Origin of the sequence: Chryseobacterium culicis, from assembly GCF_900108365.1 — a bacterium.
Lineage (GTDB): Bacteria > Bacteroidota > Bacteroidia > Flavobacteriales > Weeksellaceae > Chryseobacterium > Chryseobacterium culicis.
On sequence record NZ_FNWQ01000003.1, the window covers coordinates 112958 to 130408 of the forward strand.

Genomic DNA, 17451 nt, shown 5'->3' on the forward strand with positions numbered 1-17451 from the left:
CTTATAAATCTTGTCCTACAACATACTGCAGGTTTTCGTAGTATTGATTCAATTCTTTTTTTGTATCCAGGATGATCATTTTATTTCCGATGTAGGTGTCCAGAAAGTCCATGTATTCCAGCATGCTGATATTTCTCAGTCTGAAATTTTTCTCATGGCTTACCAGCAGACCGTCCAGTGTAGATTCATAATCTCCATCAATCTCTTCTGAAACCTGCTGTGTTCTGATATAGTTTCTGAAAACAGAGACAATTTCATTCTCAGATTTCAGCATATTTTTACGGGTTTCAAGCTTACTTTTCTCAACTTCAAGTTTCGCTTCCTGAATATTTCCTTTATTACGGTCGAAAATGGGCAGATCCATAGAAACTCCTAAGCCTATAAAATCTTTCATGATGTTTCCGCCGCGGTCATATCCTATGGAAACGGCAACATCCGGTGTTTTCAGTGCATTTTGGATTTCCAGGTTTTTGGCGGCATGAATCTCTTTATTTTTTGAAATCATGATATCCGGTCTGTTTTCTTTTGCCTTTTCTATCCATTGTGTCACTTCCAGCTCAGAAAGCTGTTTTTCAGGCATTACCAATGAGTCTGTTATCACCAGATAAGCTTGGGAAGGCAGCATTAATAGGGCTTTAAGCTCTACCTGCTGATCTTCAATTTCCTGTTTTAAAGAAATCAGCTTCTTTTTGAATTCAATTTCCTGTGCTTTCAGACGGACATATTCAGCTTTACTGATGTTTCCAAGGCTCAGCTGGTTATTGTATGATTTTGTTAACTTCTCAATGGAAGCAATCTGTCCCTGATAGATTTTTTGCTGTTCCTGATTGTACAGGATTTCGGTAATGGTATTCCTGAGTGTCTTTTTAAGCTCACGCAGAACTTCCTGCAGCTCATACTTTTCTCCTTCCACTTCTATTTTCTGCAGTTCAATATTTTTTCGTCTTTTACCCGCAGTCTGAATCACCTGCTCAATCTCAGCAGAAATCTGGGTGTTCTTTCCCCAGTTTCCAATCAGTGCCGGCTGCTCTTCTATGTCATAGGTTCTCCACAGATTGACTTCGCTAATGCTTAATTTGGGATTCGGCCAGTACTTAGCCTGAACGGCTCTTGCTTCGGCTTGTGAAATCTCAAGCTTCTGTGCAATGAGGTCCAGGTTTTTAGTGAGAAAAATAGTTTCAGCTTCCTTTCTGCCAATTTTCAGGGTGTCTGAAATCTGTGCTGAAAAGAAACTGAAACAGTGAATATAAAATAGGGTAAAAAATAGCTTTTTCAAGGTCTCTTATTTAAGACCACAAAGCTATTTGTCTTATATTAGACGGAATTTCAAATAAAATTAAAATCCGGTTAGTTCAACATTAGAGTTTGATTAGAGTTTTTTAAAAAAAGAAAGACACGGATATTTTTACGTATAATATCATTATGAATGAACGGGAAATTCAAGAAGAACATTAGTGCCAGCATCAACAGCAGAATCAATTTTCATCACAATATGATGATGGTCAAAAATACTTTTCGAAAGGGATAAGCCAATTCCGCTTCCTTTTACCTGATCTACATTTTTCCCCCGGTAAAAAGTCTCAGTTATTTTCACCAGATCATCAGCCGGAATTCCTCTTCCTTCATCTCTGACTTCTATGTAAAGCTGGTTATTCCTTTCTGATAATGTAATCACCACAGGTTTGCCGTAAGAATACTTAACTGCATTTTCCACAATATTATATAATGCGAGATACAGCAATGTTTCATTTCCGGGAAATTCAAGCAAAGATGGCTTTGTTACCTTAAGTTCTATTTTAATAGAAGAATTGTTCTCTTTTGCTTTAGGCTCTAATTTTTCATAAATCTTCCAGACGAGTTCATCTACTCTCATAGGTTTGTGAGAAGACTCAAGCTTTGTCATTCCGGACATCAGCAGAAGGTTATTGAGAATATTTTCAATCTCGTACACATTTTCCAATGACTCTTTGGCTACTTTTTTATATTCCTGCGGTGTACGGTCTTTTTGGGCAAAGACCTCCAGATTTCCTGAGATCGCGGCTAAAGGGGTTTTAAATTCGTGAGAAACATAATTGATAAAATTCTGCTGTAACAGCACATTTTCAGAGATTCTTCCCAGCAGTTTATTATACGATTTTATCAGATCTTCGATCTCATCATGGGTATTGGTGGAGGTAATGATGGCCGTAGAAATAGTATTATATTCTACTTTATTGATGCGCTCCACTACATTTGAAATAGGTTTATAAACCACTTTAGAAAGGTATCTGCTGAGAAAATAAATTGCAAACAGCCCAATTAACAGTACGGAAAGCATAATAATGGCCAGTCTCAGAATCTGTGACTGAAAGGAATCATTTGAAGATTTCACAAATACTACAAAATCTCCCTGATTATCCGGATAAAAAATTCCATAGTAGAATTGATTATCAGACATGAACTGGATTCCTTTATTATTCCGGACAGCCTGCAAATGGGAAAGCTTTATGTTTTTATCGTTCAGGTTATGCCCGAAAGTTACTTCGTTATTCTGATTGTACACCGCTACCCTGTTATTCTGAATCAGATGGTTGTACTCTTTTTTGATCTGAGCGTGGCGGTCTTTGGGAAGCTCATCTTTTTCAAGATAATAAATAGCAGAAATAAGAGCCGTATTTCTCAGCTTTTCAAAATAAAAAATCTTGGTACTGTCATAGTAGGCAAAAAATATCACCGCCGATGTGATGATAGAAACAATGCCGAATGAAAGGCTTGAAATAAGGGTAAATCTGTTTCTGAGCGTCATTTTCAGTCTTTGATCAAATATCCGGTTCCTTTTACCGTATGAATAATTTTGTGTTCTGTCTCATCAATTTTATTGCGAACATAGGAAATATACACATCCACTACATTTGTTGAATTATCAAAATCAATTCCCCAAACCTTATGCAAAATCTGAGTTCTGCTCAGTACTTTATTTTTGTTCTCCATCAGGAAAGTAAAGAGTTTGTACTCTGTTGGAGAAAACTCAATTTCCTTATCATTCTGTGTGACTTTATGAAGATCTGTATCAATTGTAATATTTCCACAAGATAAATACTGGTCTTCTTTCTGATAGCTCAGTTTATTTCTTCTTGTCAAGGCTTTAATTCTTGAAATCAGTTCTTCAAAGTGAAAAGGTTTAGACAGATAATCGTCCGCGCCCATATCCAGCATTTTAATCTTATCGTCCGGGCTGTTCAAAGCACTCAAAACCAGAATCGGGGTATAGTTTCCTTTAAATCTGATGATCTGGGTGAGCTGCATTCCATCCAGGCCGGGAAGCATAATATCCATTAAAATAATATCAAAATCATAGGTATGAAGAAATTCACGCGCCTTTTCCCCGGAATCCGCAAGAGTCATATTATAACCCGCTTCGGAAAGCCCTTTTATCAGGAAATTACTGATTCTCTGATCATCTTCTACCAACAAAATATTCATCATTCTCTGAAATTTCCTATAAATATAAGTAATCTTGTTCAGAAAGGAAGCTTGAGGCTGGAAGAGAGAGGTAACTTCCAGCCTTTTTTCATAATTTTGAAACATGGAGATGATATATTTACTTATTGGGTTGTTTGCGGGTATGATCCTTGGCGCGGTGATCCTGTATTTTGCTTTGAAATCATCAATGGTTTCAAGAAGTTCTTATGATACACTGAACAGCTTATCTATTAAAAATCAATCTGATCTTGAAAATTCCCACTTGAAGATTCAGGAACTTAATCAGATTATCCTGAAAGAGAAAGAATCCAATATGCTGCAGCAGGATCTTCTGGATGACCTGAAAAATGAGTTTTCAAAAATCTCTGCAGAATATTCTTCTTTGCAGCTCCAGTTTCAGGAGTTAAAACAAATCAATCAGAGCCAATCATCTCAGATAGAAACCCATATTCTGGAAAAACAGACCCTCTTTGCTAAAAACGCTGAGCTTTCTGCTAAAAATGAAAGTCTTCAGCAATCTCTTGATACGCAAAAAGAAGAAATTGTCAAGCTTCAGGAAGATTCTAAACTGCAGTTTGAAAACCTCGCCAATAAGATTCTGGAGGAAAAAACAGAAAAGTTTACTGCTTTAAATCAAAATAATTTAAAAAATATCCTTGAACCTTTTCAGGAAAAGATCGCTGATCTAAAAAATAAAGTCAATGAAGCTTATGAAAAGGAAAATAAAGAACGATTCTCTCTTGCAGAAAAAGTAAAAGAACTTGCAGAGCTGAACCAGCAGATTTCTGAAGATGCCAAAAAACTGACCCGAGCCCTGAAAGGAGAAAGTAAAACCCAAGGCAACTGGGGCGAAATGATTCTGGAAAGTATTCTTGAAAAATCCGGACTCGTAAAAGGAAGAGAATATTTCCTGGAACATGAATTGCGCGATGAAGATAACAAAGCATTATTTTCAGAATTCTCCGGAAAGAAAATGCGGCCTGATGCCGTTGTAAAATATCCCGATGAGAGAAATGTCATTATTGATTCTAAAGTATCACTGACCGCTTTCACAGAATTGGTAGACGAAACCGATGTTGATGTTTATGCGATAAAACTGAGCCAGCACCTTGGATCTATTAAGAATCATATTAATCAATTAAGTCAAAAAGCTTATGATGACTATGGAAAATCACTGGACTTCGTAATGATGTTTATTCCAAGTGAACCCGCTTATATTGCCGCAATGCAGGCAGACCAAAATCTTTGGAACTATGCCTATGAAAGGAGAATCCTTTTACTTAATCCAAGCAATCTCATTACTTCTCTTAAGCTTATTGCAGATCTTTGGAAACGCGAATATCAAAACAGAAATTCTATAGAAATTGCTGAACGCGGAGCCAGGCTCTATGACAAATTTGTAGGTTTTGTAGACAATTTAGAAAAAGTGGGAAGAAACCTGGATCAGGCAAAAAATGTATTTAATGATGCTTACAAACAGCTTCACACCGGAAATGATAACCTTGTGATCCAGACTCAGAAACTGAAGTCATTAGGAATCAAAAATAAAAAAGACCTGCCTCAAAGTCTTATTGACAACAGCAGCTTCATTGAACCATCAGAAAGCTAAATCCCGGTTTTATGTTTTCTTTTGCATCATATCCCTATCCAAAATCAGAATCATTCAAAGAGATCCTCATTTCTTCTCTGGGAGCAGGAATTGCAGTCTATTTGTTTCTGATAATTTTTCAGCCTTTTGGTACCGAAAACTTCCAGCACCCTTACAAATTTTTACTACTTTTTCCCTATTGTATTATTTTCGGGACTGCATTTTTCATTTCCAATAGTATAGCTTCCCGTTTTAGCAACTGGAATATTGGGACAGAGCTTTTAAAAATAATCTCCATCTTATTCCTCGGTTCGGTTTTATCTTACTTTTACAATTCGCTATTCTTAAGTCACGTAAAACTTGATCTCGGAAATTATTTCTATATGTTCCTGTATTCTCTGGCAGTTGGAATTCCCATTTCAACCATCTATATTTTATCCCGGTACATTTATTTAAAGAATATTCATGAAAAGAAAGCCCACGATATTTCTCAACAACTCACCGCTTCAGTTCCTGAACAACGACAAAATCTGTTAAAAATATCAGCTCAGAATATAGAACTTACCATCGATGAAAAAGATTTTCTCTGCGTTCAGTCGATGGAAAATTATTGTACATTTTACTTTTTAGAGGAGAACAGCGTAAAAAAAGTATTGATCAGAATAAGTTTATCCAATGCTTTGCAACAAATCGAAACTGATTCTGTTAAAAAATGCCACCGTTCTTATATTGTAAATCTTAGAAAGGTAAAAGACCTCAAAGGAAATGCTCAGGGATATAAATTAATTCTTCCGGAAATTGACTTTGAAATTCCGGTTTCAAGAAGTTTTATTCCTTCAATTATTCCACAATTGCAACAGCAGAATTCCTAATTTTTGTCATTCGTCACTCTTCTTTGTCATTCATCACATTAAATTGAAAGCATAGATTTAAAGCTACATTTTTGCTCAAAATTTAACAGACATGAGTAAAAACATCCGCTTCTTTTCTATCTTTATTCTAGGTTTTACAATCTATTATTTCTTCGACTTTTTCTTTTTTAAAAACATTCAGACGTTCTCAAAAAACCTGTTTCACAGCAAAGCAATAGCTCATGTAATTGCTTATTCAGTAACTTTAATTCCATTGATGGTTACATTAAAAATTTTGCTGCCTAAAAGAAACATTTCAGAGTTGCTTTCATTACACAAGTCCATTATCCGGGGATTCATTTTGACACTTATCGGAACTCTGCCCATGCTTATAGGATACATGATCCATTTTAAAGTAATCCGTAAAATAAATATTGAAACTCTGTTTATTAATACGCTGTCTTCGGCATTTTTTGAAGAAATTATTTTCAGAGCTTTTCTTATCGGTATACTGTACAGGTTCACCAGGTTTGGTTTTTTATCCTCTGCATTATTAGGCTCTTTACTATTTGCACAGGTCCATTTATATCAAAGTCAGAATATAACAGAACTTACAGAGATATTTGCCATTACATTTCTTGGATCAGTATTTTTTTCCTGGGTATATTTTGAATCGGAACACAACTTATGGACTGCCGTATTCCTTCATTTCTTTATGAATCTGTACTGGGAAATCTTTAATGTATCAGAAAATGTTTCAGGAAACCTCTATGGAAATCTATATAAACTGATCTCAATTGTAGTTGTAATAGCACTTATCATTCATTTTAAAAGAAAAAATAAAATCCCGTTTGAAGTAACGTGGAAAAGCCTTTTTATCAAAACCAGAGAAGTTCAATCATAAATTTTGCATAATTTTGCAGCATGTTGATAGAAAGTTTTCAAAACGATAAAATAAAAAATGTCACTAAGCTCCTTACTGACAACAGATTCCGTAAAAAATCAAAAGTTTTTGTTGTAGAGGGCCAGCAGGAAAATGAAAGGGCCATGCAGTATGACTTTGAACCGCTGGAGTTCTTTATCTGTGAAAATATCTTTAAAGGAAATCTTCCCGGTGAAAAAATACATTATGTAAGTGAAAAAGTGTATGAAAAAATAGCGTATAGAGGAAGTTCAGAGGGAATTATCGGAATTTATCAGGCCAAAGAAACCCCACTTTCATCATTTGTTCCTAGGGAAGATTCTACGGTAATTATTGTGGAAGGAGTAGAAAAACCAGGAAATCTTGGGGCGATCTTAAGGAGCTGTGAAGCTTTTGGAGTAGATGCACTGATTGTAGCTGACGGAAAAACCGATTTTTATAATCCCAATGTAATCAGATCCAGTGTAGGATGCCTTTTCGGAATGGAAGTATATCAGGCAGAAAATGAAGAAACACTGGAATTTCTACAGAAAAACAGCTTCAATATCTATACTACGCTTATGGATGAAACTGCTGAAGATCTTTATAAAAGAGATTTCAGAGAGCGTTCAGCCGTATTATTCGGTACGGAACATTCAGGATTAAGCGATTTCTGGATTGGAAAAGGAAAAAACACTCTTATTCCGATGGCAGGCAGTATAGATTCTTTAAACCTGAGTAATGCAGTAGCCATTACCTGCTATGAATCTTTAAAACAGAAGAAAGGGTAAATAATGTTGAAGTATGATTGGTAAGATTCTCTATTGAACTTTGTTCTGAATGAGATTGCTTCGCCTTCGGCTCGCAATGACTAAGCATAAAAAAACCGTCTCACTGAGTGAAACGGTTCTTTTATTGTTAAGCGTATGCTAGAATTATTTCTTAGCAGCGTCTTTTGCAGCATCTTTAGCAGCGTCAGCAGCACCTTTAGCAGCATCAGCAGCTCCTTTAGCAGCTTCTCCAGCTCCTTTAGCAGCATCTTTAGCAACTTCAGCACCAGCAGCAGTAGTAGCAGCAGCAGCATCTTTAGTAGCTTCTACAGCAGTAGTAGCAGCAGAATCAACAACTTTAGCAGCAGAATCAGTAACTACAGCAGCAGAATCAGCAACGCTAGCAGCAGCAGAGTCAGCAGTTCCTTCAGTAGCAGTAGCTTCAGTTTTTTTACAAGCAACTAGAGAGATTGCAGCGATAGCAGCTACGAATAATGACTTTTTCATAATAAATTAAATTTAATTTTGTTAATATTGTTTTATAAAATTTTCTTCTGTTCTGTTATTTGAACAAGACAAAGGTAGAGCAGTTAGAAAATTTGTCTATGAAAAATAATTGTAATACCTTTGTAAAATAGTTTTACAAAAAAACATAGCTGATAATCAACAATTTAATTATTTTTTGAAAAATTGACAGATTTAGATCTATTACACTTTGAACAGCTGAAAAAGGATGTTCAGGGTCAATACTTAAAAGAACATACCCCTTCACAGGATGATATTTCCAAGTGGAAGGGTATAGATATCATATATTTTCAGGAAGACCTTCGAAAAAAGGCGAAAGGCAACATCAGTGAAAAGTCATTTTATACCTATTTCAAAACATCACCGGTTACTAAACTTCCAAGAATAGATATGCTCAATTTATTGAGTATTTATGCAGGTTATGACTCATGGTATGAATTTAAGAAACAGCATCTTTTTGCTGGCGAATTGCTGCAGGAAAATGAAAATCCAGATGAGGAAGATGGTGATGAACTTGAAAAAACAGTTTCTGAAGCTCCAGAAACCGTTAAAAACGAAATTCAGCCTAAAAAACCCGAAACAGGCATCGCCCAAAATGCTGATTTACAAAAAACAAACACTGAAAATCAAAACATTACACAAAACAAACCAGACTTAAATCAAATTGAAATTTCACCAGCTCCGGCAAAGAAAAATTTCTTCAAAAAGAATGCCTGGGCACTGGTCACTTCAGTTTTGATTACCATAACCGGACTTTTAGGTTTTAAAGATGTACTTTTTTCAAAAACTTACAAATATTGTTTTATTGATAAAGACAGAGGGGTTTCCGTGATTAATACTTTAGAAATAATGGTGGTGAAAGAAAATGAGTCACCCTTGATGTATAAAATAAAGCCCGGTGAATGTTTTTATTATTCTACCAAGGATAAAAATTTAAAAATGCGCATCAGCGCTCCATTTTATGAGCCGCTGGAAGTCAATAGAAACCTGGAAAATGCTCCTGAAGAGGAAAAGATTGAGCTTAAGCCTGATGATTATAAGATGGCTGCCTATTATTTCTCCATAAAAGATATCAAAGGAGGAAATCCTGATGAACAGGTCGCCCTTATTAAGCAAAAAAGGAATCAGCTGGAAAATCTGATCAGCAACAATGCTGTCATCTATCAGGTATATGATAATGACACCTATGGTATAGAAAGCCTTAATAAGCAAAAATATATCACTTTGGTAACCACTCCGACGACCTCTCTGAAAAACCTGAATGTAATAGAAATGAAAAAGGATACCAAGGGTAAGATTGTATCCATCAAATTTAAAATTGCTACCACAGATGAAAAGAATAAATAATTTTTTAATTTTCACCGTGCTTCTGACGTTATTTATGGCCTGTAATAATAAAACTTCAGAAGTAAGCGACCTCGATAAACTCCGAAACAGCAACAACGAAAAAAGTTATCCTGCCGTACAGATGGACAGTATGCAGACCATCAATTCCATCACCAAACAAAAGGTACAGGAACTTCTTGATCTCTCTACACTATACCTCAGTGGAAACAGAAATACTGAAATAGACACGCTTATTTATTCTCAAATGGAAAGCTATTTTCACAAACCTGATTCTCTGACCTTCAAAACCTTACTGAAAGAGCTGGACAGTATGAAAGCCAAGACTGCCAAAGTGAGCAATCTGAATGTTTATAAAGAGTTTTATAAAAAAGATACTTTAGACTATGCTAAGTTTAATGTAGAATATTTTGACAATAAGAACAAGTCTTTGGGAAGCTTTGAAAAGAATGCACAGTACATCCTGCTTTCTACTTCCAAGCTTAAAAAAGAGTTTAAATTTTACTTTTTAGATTTTTATTCCAAGCCGCTTAAGAAAGACAGTACTTCTACGGGGGTAACCAAATAGTCCAGGGGAATGTCATTTTCCCAGACATCATCCACATACTCATCGGGGCCAAAATAATTGACTCCGATTTTTTTTGCCTCTACAGAGATACTTTGGAACAGTCCATCATAAAAACCCTTGCCATACCCTACCCGATTTCCTTTACGGTCACAGTACAGCAGTGGTGTAATCACATAATCAAATGCACTTTCACCTGAATCCTCACTGGAAACCGGTTCTGAAATTCCCCAATTGTTGGTTTCAAACAGAGTGTCTTCAAAGATTTCAATATTTAAAAGCTTATTTCCGACAATTTTAGGAACGTACACACGGATATTCCGGGCTAAAAAATAATCAATGAAGATTTGAGTATCAATTTCCCTTCTTGCCAAAATAGGAATGAAAACATGTACTTTTTCCGATTCTTCAGGTCTGAAATACTGAACAAAATTTTCAAAAATCTTTTCAGATAACAAGAAAGCCTCATCACGGGGCAAGGCTTTTCTTTTTTGGGTATATTTTTTTCTAAGTTCAGCTTTTAGCATAATAATTAGATTTGCTCTTCAACAAGCTTTTGCTGCTTCAGCACTTGTTGGATTATGCGTTTTGCACAATTCTATACAGTTTATCTGACAAACGAACTCTGAATGGAAGTTCGAAAGTAATCTGATCTCCCGGTTTTGCAGTTTCACAAGGACCTCCGTTTGCATAAATTTCAGTAATGGTAACTTCCTGCTCTCCTGTTGTAGGCCCGGAGATTAAAATTTTATCTCCAACTGACAGCTCTTTGTTTTCAATTAAAAACTGTGCAATCTTCGATTTTGAATAGTAATGCTCTGCCTTTCCTATCAATTCTTTTTTAACAGCAATTTTCTGGCGGATATTCTTAGTTTCAGCCTTTGCTAAAGGTTTATCTGGCAAATCACCTGATTTTTTAAATTTCAGCGCATCAGATTTTCCTTTTCTGAATACTTTATTTCCAACCTGCAGTCCTTTTCTCAGCTTCACCTGCTCGTCCCATGGTAAATGAATCGTATCCAGACATTCTGTAGAACAACAGTTTTCCATGGCAGCTTTACATTCATCACACTGGATGAATAATAAATGACAGGCATCATTTGCGCAGTTGGTGTGATTATCACAAGGTTTTCCACACTGATGGCACTGGGCAATGATATCATCTGTAATTCTTTCCCCTAAACGGTGATCAAACACGAAGTTTTTACCAATAAACTTACTTTTAATTCCTTCTTCTTTAATCTGACGGGTATACTCAATGATCCCGCCTTCTAACTGGTAAACATTTTTAAAACCCTGATGCTTGAAATAGGCACTGGCCTTTTCACAACGGATTCCTCCGGTACAGTACATCAAAAGATTTTTATCTTCTTTAAAGTCCTGTAATTGTTCATTGATAATTGGCAGACTTTCTCTGAAGTTTTCCACATCCGGCGTAATTGCGCCTTCAAAATGCCCTACTTCACTTTCGTAGTGATTTCTGAAATCTACAACGATAGTATTGGGATCTTCAAGTAAATTATTGAATTCCTGAGCCTTTAAATGGATTCCTTTATTGGTCACATCAAAAGTCTCATCATTCAGACCGTCAGCAACAATTTTGTTCCTTACTTTTATGGTTAATTTTAAAAAAGAGTAATTGTCCTGATCTACCGCGACATTCAAACGGATTCCTTTCATGAAGTCATACACTTCCAGCGTATCACGAAAAGCCTCAAACTGATCTGCAGGAACACTCATCTGAGCATTGATTCCTTCAGTGGCAACATAAATACGGCCAAGTGCATCCAGTGCATTCCAGGCTATAAATAATTCGTCGCGAAATTTTTTAGGGTCTTCGATTTTGGCATACGCATAGAAAGACAAAGTAAGACGGTCTTTACCGGCTTCAGCAATAAGTTGAGCTCTTTCTTCTGCGCTTAAGGTGTTATACAGTTGCATGCTATAAACGTTTTAAGTGAGAATAAAATTTTTGCAAAGATAATCATTTTAGAATTAAGTATCTTTATGACAACAATCACAAGTCATGAGCAAACCACCATCAATACAGAATTACAATCTGCCTGACAGTATAAATCTGCCATATTTTCTTTAATTTTTTTTTAATTTTTGTTAATCATGACATTAACAATTATGACATAAGGTATAAAATGATATAATAGCAGTTAAATTTTAGTTAAAATTGAAACATAGCATACTAATTGCTTACTTATTTAACATTAAATTTGTTTACTCAAAAACATAAAAAAGAAATTAATTAATAAACAAGAAAGATATACAATGAAGAGTACTTTAAAAAAACTATTACCATTTGCAGTAGTTGGAGTCATTTCCGGAGCTACTACCGTTGGAGCTTTACAATATTTCGGACACAGCTCCAACAATGGAGATCAATCTTATTTCACAACAGCCGCCCCTAATACTTCATTCGCAGGAATGAATACCGGAGCTGTAGGTGATGATTTTGTAAAAGCAGCTAAAACAACTGTTCCGGCTGTAGTAACCATTAAAAATTACCAGAGCAGAACTTCAAGCAGAGCTTCAGAACAGGATCTGTTCGACTTTTTCTTCGGAGATCCTTTCGGGGGAAGAGGCCAGCAGAGACAGAAGCAGCAGCAGGCTCCGGACAACATGCCGTCAGGAATGGGATCTGGTGTAATTATCTCTCCGGATGGTTATATTATTTCCAATAACCATGTGGTAGCAGGTGCCAATAAGCTGGAAGTAGTATTAAGCAATAAGAAATCATACATCGCAACTTTAGTAGGAACTGATCCTAATACGGATATTTCTTTATTGAAGATTGAGGAAAAAGGTCTTCCTTTTTTAAATTTTGCGAATTCTGACAATATTGATGTGGGACAATGGGTACTTGCAGTAGGAAACCCTCTCGGGTTAAATTCTACGGTAACAGCTGGTATTGTCTCTGCAAAAGGAAGAGGTATCGGAATTTTAAGCAGTCAGGGAAAAGCGGCTAACCCTATTGAAAGTTTTATTCAAACGGATGCTGCCATTAACCCGGGTAACTCTGGAGGAGCTCTGGTGAATACGAATGGGGAGCTTATCGGTATTAACTCTGCGATTCAGTCTACTACAGGATATTATCAGGGATACGGATTTGCCGTACCTTCTAACCTGGCGAGAAAAATTGTTGAAGATATCAAGAAATTCGGAATTGTACAGAGAGGGTTCCTGGGAGTTCAGTCTTTAGACCTTTCAAATGATCAATTGGTAACTTCATACAATCAGCAATATAAGACTAACTTAAAAGTAGGTTCAGGAATCTATATTACAGGATTTGGTGAAAACAGCGGAGCAGAAGATGCAGGATTGAAGAAAGGAGATGTTATCACAAAAGTAGACAGCTACGATATTACTGACTTTGCAGATCTCTCTATGTCCATTGGAAGCAAACGTCCAGGAGATAAAGTACAGGTAACTTATTTAAGAAATGGTAAAGAGGGCACTACTAATGTAACGCTTAGAGACCAGAAAGGAGGAACCTCTACAAGAACTAAAGCAGATCTTAGCGTAACCGAAAAAATCGGTTCAGAATTCCAGAGCATTGATGACAGAACGAAAGCGTATTACGGCTTAAATAGCGGAGTTGTTGCTAAAAATGTTGTAGAAGGAAGTGAAATGGCTAAAGCAGGAATCGTAGACGGGTATATCATCACAGAAATCAATGGTAAGCCTGTAAATTCACAGAAAGATGTGGAAAACTTACTGAATAAATTCTCCGGAACCGCACAAATAAAATATATGGACGACTACGGAAGAAATTACCAGAGAGGATTTAAAATGCCTTAATCAAGATAAATGAGTTTTCGTACTCACAAAAAAACGCTGCAGAAATCTGCAGCGTTTTTTTATATCTTTATTTAGGTTTATTCATTTTTTCAGCAATCCTTTTCTTCTTGTTCCGCTCATAAATGATTTCTACAATCTTACCGCCAATCCAGGAAAACGGGAAAAAGGTAAGGAAGATCGAAATCTTATAGAAGGTAGGATGATAGGGAAAGATAATAACATCCAGCATGGCTATAAAGAGCATGATAAAACCGATCAGAATAGCATAAGCAACTTTTGCATATTTTACGATAATCGCCGTAGCAACTCCGCCAATTGTAGTTCCCAGTCCGGAAATAAACAATAGAAAGCCGAAAAACGCCTTATCATCTTTCATGCTGAAAAGAAACCTTTGCCAGTGCTCAAACGGCGCAAAAGCTTCAAAAGTTACCCATTGCGGAAAAGCTCTTATACCAAGAGTGATGATAAGTCCTGCAATACCAAGACCTACCAGAACCGCAATTGTATTTCTTATAAAATTCATTAATCCTGATGTGCGATCATAGAAATTTCGATATCCACATTTTTAGGCAGGCAGGAAACCTGTACGGTTTCACGTGCCGGGTAGCTTTCTGAATCCAAATAAGAAGCATAGATGTCATTCATTACAGCAAAATCATCCATACTTTTAAGGAAGATGGTCGCTTTTACAACGTTTTTGAAAGTCATGCCTGCTTCAGTAAGAATGGCTTCAAGGTTTTTCATTACCTGGTGCGTTTCTTTTTCAATACCTTCCACCAATTTGCCAGTTGCAGGATCTACAGGAATCTGCCCGGAGATATACAAAACTCCGTTGGCCATATTAGCTTGTGAATAAGGTCCGATTGCTGCAGGTGCATTAACTGTGTTTATTATTTGTTTCATATACGGATATTTATTTTTTTTCTATGGTTGTACGCAATCACCACTTAAGATTTTCTCCTAAAAGTGTTTTAAATAGAATTTATTTTGGTTGCAAATATAAAATTTATATTCTCAAATGCCAATCTGATATTAGAAAGGCGCATTTGGCTGGGTAAAGCTTCTGTCTTTGTACTTCAATGCATCACTTAAGATATTGGCTTTGATCCCGATAAAGAAGTCATATACTTTATACTGTCCGAAAGGAACCCAGTTAAAATTGATTGTAAAACTTCGCTGATCCCTGGAAAAACCGATCCTTGTATAAGCAAGCTCCTTAGTCACCATGTCATAATGCGTACTTCCGTTGATATTCCAGTAAGGAGTCAGCTTGATACTTCCATCTAATCCAATAGATGCAATTTTGTTGCCGAATCTGCTCAGTCCTTTCGAGTAAGCATAGTTTGCACTGATGTTCAAAGTCCATGCCTGATCAAAGTGAGCATAATGATCATCATCAAAATAATAATTTTCATTTCGGACTTCTCCTTTTGAAGAATATTTTTTAGCATAATCTGTCTTTTCGCCAAAAATTTCGCTGCTTAAAGGATAGGATAACTGTACATTGAAGCCCTGCACGCTAAAGTGCCCGAACTGTTCTGTTCTTATTCCTGTATCCTGTCCTGAAGAGAAATCAATTTTATACGGCTCTAATGAAAGACTTGTATTTACGGTAAGTTTATTATTGAAGAAAGAAGACTGCCCGTTAATAGTGAATACAGACCAAGGGTGATCTTTAGCCGCAAAGTTATAGCTTCCGGCAAGGTTTAAAGATTCAAAAATTTTGATTTTCTTTACTCCCGTAGAATCACTTTTAGACTTTACTTTCATCTCGATATTGTTCCCGATATTGAAACCAAGCGCTCCTACCATTCCGCTTGACGGGCTTCCGATAATTCCTTTTTCGAAAATAGAATAAGGCGTCAGCGCTCCTGTCGCATTGTAATAATTTCTGTAATATCCGAAATTAGGACTTGAAAAGTCCGGAGAGTAAGTAAACCCGATGCTTGGTGTCATCATATGTCTCACCGCCTCCACTGCAGATCCTTTTCTAAACTTCAACATTCCGTAAAGAGTGGTCTGAAGGCTGGCAGAGGTAGAAAACGTAGAATATCCTGTAAAGTTTTTATTGATCTCATCCACAGTGACATTCTTTACCGGATCGTAATATCTGTTCAATGTTTTTGTCGTCAAAGCATTGTCGATATTTGCACTTAAGCTGAAGGTAAAATATTTCGCCAGCGTAGTATTGGTCGCCAGTGCAATGTTATTCTTAAGTCCCGTCTGCATTTTATCCCACATTTCTTTTTTGAACAGCTCATTTTCCTGAGTATTGACGAAATTGGTAAGGTTAAAACCTGTATTCACGGTGATATTTTCAAGAAGTCCCTGTCTGATTCCTGTTCTTGATTTGAACAGATAGAACTGGTTGATCGCTACGTTCATCTGCGGAAGACGAAGGTCTGCCAAACCTGTTGCAAAATTCTGTGAATAAGATGCTGTTCCTGTAATGGTCATTGGAAGTTTCAGAAATCTTTTGGTAAGGGTTACCGTAGAGTTCTGCTGGGTATTCAAAACATTCTGGTTGAAAATATAGTTGTTATTCAGCGGATTGTTGTAAAACTTTGTACTTACAATATCCACAGAAGCACTGAAGGTCAGGAAAGGATTTGCTTTCGAATCCTGGGAGTGTGTCCAGTTAATTCTATACGTACTGTTTTTTGTATAATCATCCAGCCCTTTAATTCCTCTTACCATGGTCCCAATATCTGCCGTAAAGTTTCCGGAGTAACGGTATTTTTTCTGATAGTTCACCTGAGGGCGTAAATTCCAGCTTCCTTTCGTATAGATATCTGCCAAAACTTTAAGGTCAAAGTGCTCTCCAATCGGCTGATAGTATCCAATACCGTTCAGGAAAAACCCTACATCTTCCCTTTCCCCAAAACTGGGAATCAGAATACCCGCTGCTCTTTTAGCAGAAAATGGTAAGATAGCAAACGGAAGATAAAGAGGGGTAGGAACCTGCTCAATAAACATCTGAATAGGACCTGTAACGATCTGCGATTTATTTTTGGTTTTAATCAGCTTAATATTATAAGCTCTCATAAAATAATCTGCTGCCGTATCTTTTTTCTTAATAAAGTAGTCATCCGTAGTATAATCTGCTTTTCTCATTGCAAACACGGAGTCATTGTATTTTTTGGTCTTCTGCGCTATAATAACCCCTTCACTCTCTTCTGTACGTGCATTGAAGGCAATGGCCTGTTTGGTCTTTTTATTATAGCTGAATTCATTGGTTTCGTATTTTTTCCCGGCCTGCGTCGTAATAACGGGTTCTACGATCTTCCCTAAAGAATCTTGTTTTCCTCTTGCGTAGATCAGATTTTTATTATCATCAATTGAAATATAATCTGCGTCAATCTGCATATCCTGATACTTTACCTGCGCATTCTTGTTCAGGAAAGTCATTTTTTTCGGGATATCTCTTCTCTGATCGTCGGCTTTGGTACGGAGAACATCGTCTAAAGCTTCTTTCTTTACAACTATGGTATCCTTTTTGGAAATAGTATCATTAACCGCATTTTTAGGCAATTTTTCAGGAGTTTTCTGTGCTAAAAAATTGTTAAAAATTAGGATAATTAAAATTTGTAATATATTTTTGAGGACGGTTTTGGCCAATGTTATTCTATATAATT

16 protein-coding genes are annotated in these 17451 nt (G+C 36.4%); 7 read left to right on the plus strand and 9 right to left on the minus strand.

The window, feature by feature from the left end; genetic code table 11:
• Nucleotide 1: 1 nt before the first annotated feature.
• The 3 genes from BLW74_RS12250 to BLW74_RS12260 all read right to left on the minus strand — a co-directional run bounded on the left by BLW74_RS12250 (nt 2) and on the right by BLW74_RS12260 (nt 3462).
• Nucleotides 2–1276, minus strand: a complete 1275-nt coding sequence (locus BLW74_RS12250) for a TolC family protein (RefSeq protein WP_089692709.1) — start codon at nt 1274–1276, stop codon at nt 2–4.
• Between the two features lie 144 nt (nt 1277–1420).
• Entirely contained in the window at nt 1421–2785 is a 1365-nt protein-coding gene (locus BLW74_RS12255; RefSeq protein ID WP_089692710.1) for a HAMP domain-containing sensor histidine kinase, read from the minus strand.
• 2 nt (nt 2786–2787) lie between these two features.
• Complete coding sequence (locus BLW74_RS12260) at nt 2788–3462, minus strand: response regulator transcription factor (protein ID WP_089693558.1); 675 nt, start codon at nt 3460–3462, stop codon at nt 2788–2790.
• A gap of 103 nt (nt 3463–3565) precedes the next feature.
• Between BLW74_RS12260 and rmuC the strand changes: the two genes are divergently transcribed.
• From rmuC to BLW74_RS12280, 4 genes are all read left to right on the plus strand, one after another.
• Nucleotides 3566–5071, plus strand: coding sequence for a DNA recombination protein RmuC (gene rmuC / locus BLW74_RS12265; RefSeq protein WP_089692711.1), 1506 nt, complete (start codon nt 3566–3568; stop codon nt 5069–5071).
• An 11-nt stretch (nt 5072–5082) separates the two neighbouring features.
• Complete coding sequence (locus tag BLW74_RS12270; RefSeq protein ID WP_089692712.1) at nt 5083–5922, plus strand: LytTR family DNA-binding domain-containing protein; 840 nt, start codon at nt 5083–5085, stop codon at nt 5920–5922.
• 91 nt (nt 5923–6013) lie between these two features.
• Nucleotides 6014–6805, plus strand: a complete 792-nt coding sequence (locus BLW74_RS12275; protein ID WP_089692713.1) for a CPBP family intramembrane glutamic endopeptidase — start codon at nt 6014–6016, stop codon at nt 6803–6805.
• 20 nt (nt 6806–6825) lie between these two features.
• Nucleotides 6826–7593 (plus strand): TrmH family RNA methyltransferase, encoded by a 768-nt coding sequence (locus tag BLW74_RS12280; protein WP_089692714.1) that lies wholly within the window; start codon nt 6826–6828, stop codon nt 7591–7593.
• A gap of 144 nt (nt 7594–7737) precedes the next feature.
• Here the strand turns inward: BLW74_RS12280 and BLW74_RS12285 are convergent, their stop codons facing one another.
• Nucleotides 7738–8079 carry a hypothetical protein gene (locus BLW74_RS12285; protein ID WP_089692715.1) on the minus strand — a complete coding sequence of 114 codons (342 nt, stop codon included), beginning with the start codon at nt 8077–8079 and terminating at the stop codon, nt 7738–7740.
• A gap of 183 nt (nt 8080–8262) precedes the next feature.
• Here BLW74_RS12285 and BLW74_RS12290 point away from each other — a divergent pair, with 183 nt between their 5' ends.
• On the plus strand, nt 8263–9444 hold the full coding sequence (locus BLW74_RS12290) for a hypothetical protein (RefSeq protein WP_089692716.1): 1182 nt from the start codon (nt 8263–8265) through the stop codon (nt 9442–9444).
• Nucleotides 9428–10009, plus strand: coding sequence for a hypothetical protein (locus tag BLW74_RS12295; protein ID WP_089692717.1), 582 nt, complete (start codon nt 9428–9430; stop codon nt 10007–10009). Before BLW74_RS12290 ends, BLW74_RS12295 begins: the two co-directional genes overlap by 17 nt.
• Here BLW74_RS12295 and BLW74_RS12300 read toward each other — a convergent pair.
• Both BLW74_RS12300 and trhO read right to left on the minus strand, forming a co-directional pair.
• Nucleotides 9958–10533, minus strand: coding sequence for a 5-formyltetrahydrofolate cyclo-ligase (locus BLW74_RS12300; RefSeq protein ID WP_089692718.1), 576 nt, complete (start codon nt 10531–10533; stop codon nt 9958–9960). The two genes, BLW74_RS12295 and BLW74_RS12300, sit on opposite strands and share 52 nt — an antisense overlap.
• 52 nt (nt 10534–10585) lie before the next feature.
• Complete coding sequence (gene trhO / locus BLW74_RS12305) at nt 10586–11947, minus strand: oxygen-dependent tRNA uridine(34) hydroxylase TrhO (protein ID WP_089692719.1); 1362 nt, start codon at nt 11945–11947, stop codon at nt 10586–10588.
• 339 nt (nt 11948–12286) lie between these two features.
• Between trhO and BLW74_RS12310 the strand changes: the two genes are divergently transcribed.
• Nucleotides 12287–13816: a trypsin-like peptidase domain-containing protein gene (locus tag BLW74_RS12310; protein ID WP_089692720.1), complete on the plus strand. Its 1530-nt coding sequence runs from the start codon at nt 12287–12289 to the stop codon at nt 13814–13816.
• Nucleotides 13817–13883: 67 nt separating this feature from the next.
• Here BLW74_RS12310 and BLW74_RS12315 read toward each other — a convergent pair whose 3' ends face one another.
• The 3 genes from BLW74_RS12315 to BLW74_RS12325 all read right to left on the minus strand — a co-directional run bounded on the left by BLW74_RS12315 (nt 13884) and on the right by BLW74_RS12325 (nt 17434).
• Nucleotides 13884–14339 (minus strand): hypothetical protein, encoded by a 456-nt coding sequence (locus BLW74_RS12315; RefSeq protein ID WP_089692721.1) that lies wholly within the window; start codon nt 14337–14339, stop codon nt 13884–13886.
• Nucleotides 14339–14719, minus strand: a complete 381-nt coding sequence (locus BLW74_RS12320; protein WP_034694591.1) for a RidA family protein — start codon at nt 14717–14719, stop codon at nt 14339–14341. Before BLW74_RS12320 ends, BLW74_RS12315 begins: the two co-directional genes overlap by 1 nt.
• Nucleotides 14720–14848: 129 nt before the next feature.
• The gene (locus tag BLW74_RS12325) at nt 14849–17434 is read right to left on the minus strand and encodes a putative LPS assembly protein LptD (RefSeq protein WP_089692722.1); all 2586 of its coding nucleotides are present in this window, start codon (nt 17432–17434) and stop codon (nt 14849–14851) included.
• Nucleotides 17435–17451 lie beyond the last annotated feature (17 nt).

Bases quoted from the DNA above. Each gene is read 5' to 3' on its own strand.
- BLW74_RS12275 (WP_089692713.1), top strand. From the start codon at position 6,014: ATGAGTAAAAACATCCGCTTCTTTTCTATCTTTATTCTAGGTTTTACA.
- BLW74_RS12320 (WP_034694591.1), bottom strand. From the start codon at position 14,719: ATGAAACAAATAATAAACACAGTTAATGCACCTGCAGCAATCGGACCT.
- BLW74_RS12270 (WP_089692712.1), top strand. From the start codon at position 5,083: ATGTTTTCTTTTGCATCATATCCCTATCCAAAATCAGAATCATTCAAA.
- BLW74_RS12285 (WP_089692715.1), bottom strand. From the start codon at position 8,079: ATGAAAAAGTCATTATTCGTAGCTGCTATCGCTGCAATCTCTCTAGTT.
- BLW74_RS12315 (WP_089692721.1), bottom strand. From the start codon at position 14,339: ATGAATTTTATAAGAAATACAATTGCGGTTCTGGTAGGTCTTGGTATT.
- BLW74_RS12310 (WP_089692720.1), top strand. From the start codon at position 12,287: ATGAAGAGTACTTTAAAAAAACTATTACCATTTGCAGTAGTTGGAGTC.
- trhO (WP_089692719.1), bottom strand. From the start codon at position 11,947: ATGCAACTGTATAACACCTTAAGCGCAGAAGAAAGAGCTCAACTTATT.
- BLW74_RS12280 (WP_089692714.1), top strand. From the start codon at position 6,826: ATGTTGATAGAAAGTTTTCAAAACGATAAAATAAAAAATGTCACTAAG.
- BLW74_RS12295 (WP_089692717.1), top strand. From the start codon at position 9,428: ATGAAAAGAATAAATAATTTTTTAATTTTCACCGTGCTTCTGACGTTA.
- BLW74_RS12255 (WP_089692710.1), bottom strand. From the start codon at position 2,785: ATGACGCTCAGAAACAGATTTACCCTTATTTCAAGCCTTTCATTCGGC.
- BLW74_RS12260 (WP_089693558.1), bottom strand. From the start codon at position 3,462: ATGAATATTTTGTTGGTAGAAGATGATCAGAGAATCAGTAATTTCCTG.
- BLW74_RS12300 (WP_089692718.1), bottom strand. From the start codon at position 10,533: ATGCTAAAAGCTGAACTTAGAAAAAAATATACCCAAAAAAGAAAAGCC.
- rmuC (WP_089692711.1), top strand. From the start codon at position 3,566: ATGGAGATGATATATTTACTTATTGGGTTGTTTGCGGGTATGATCCTT.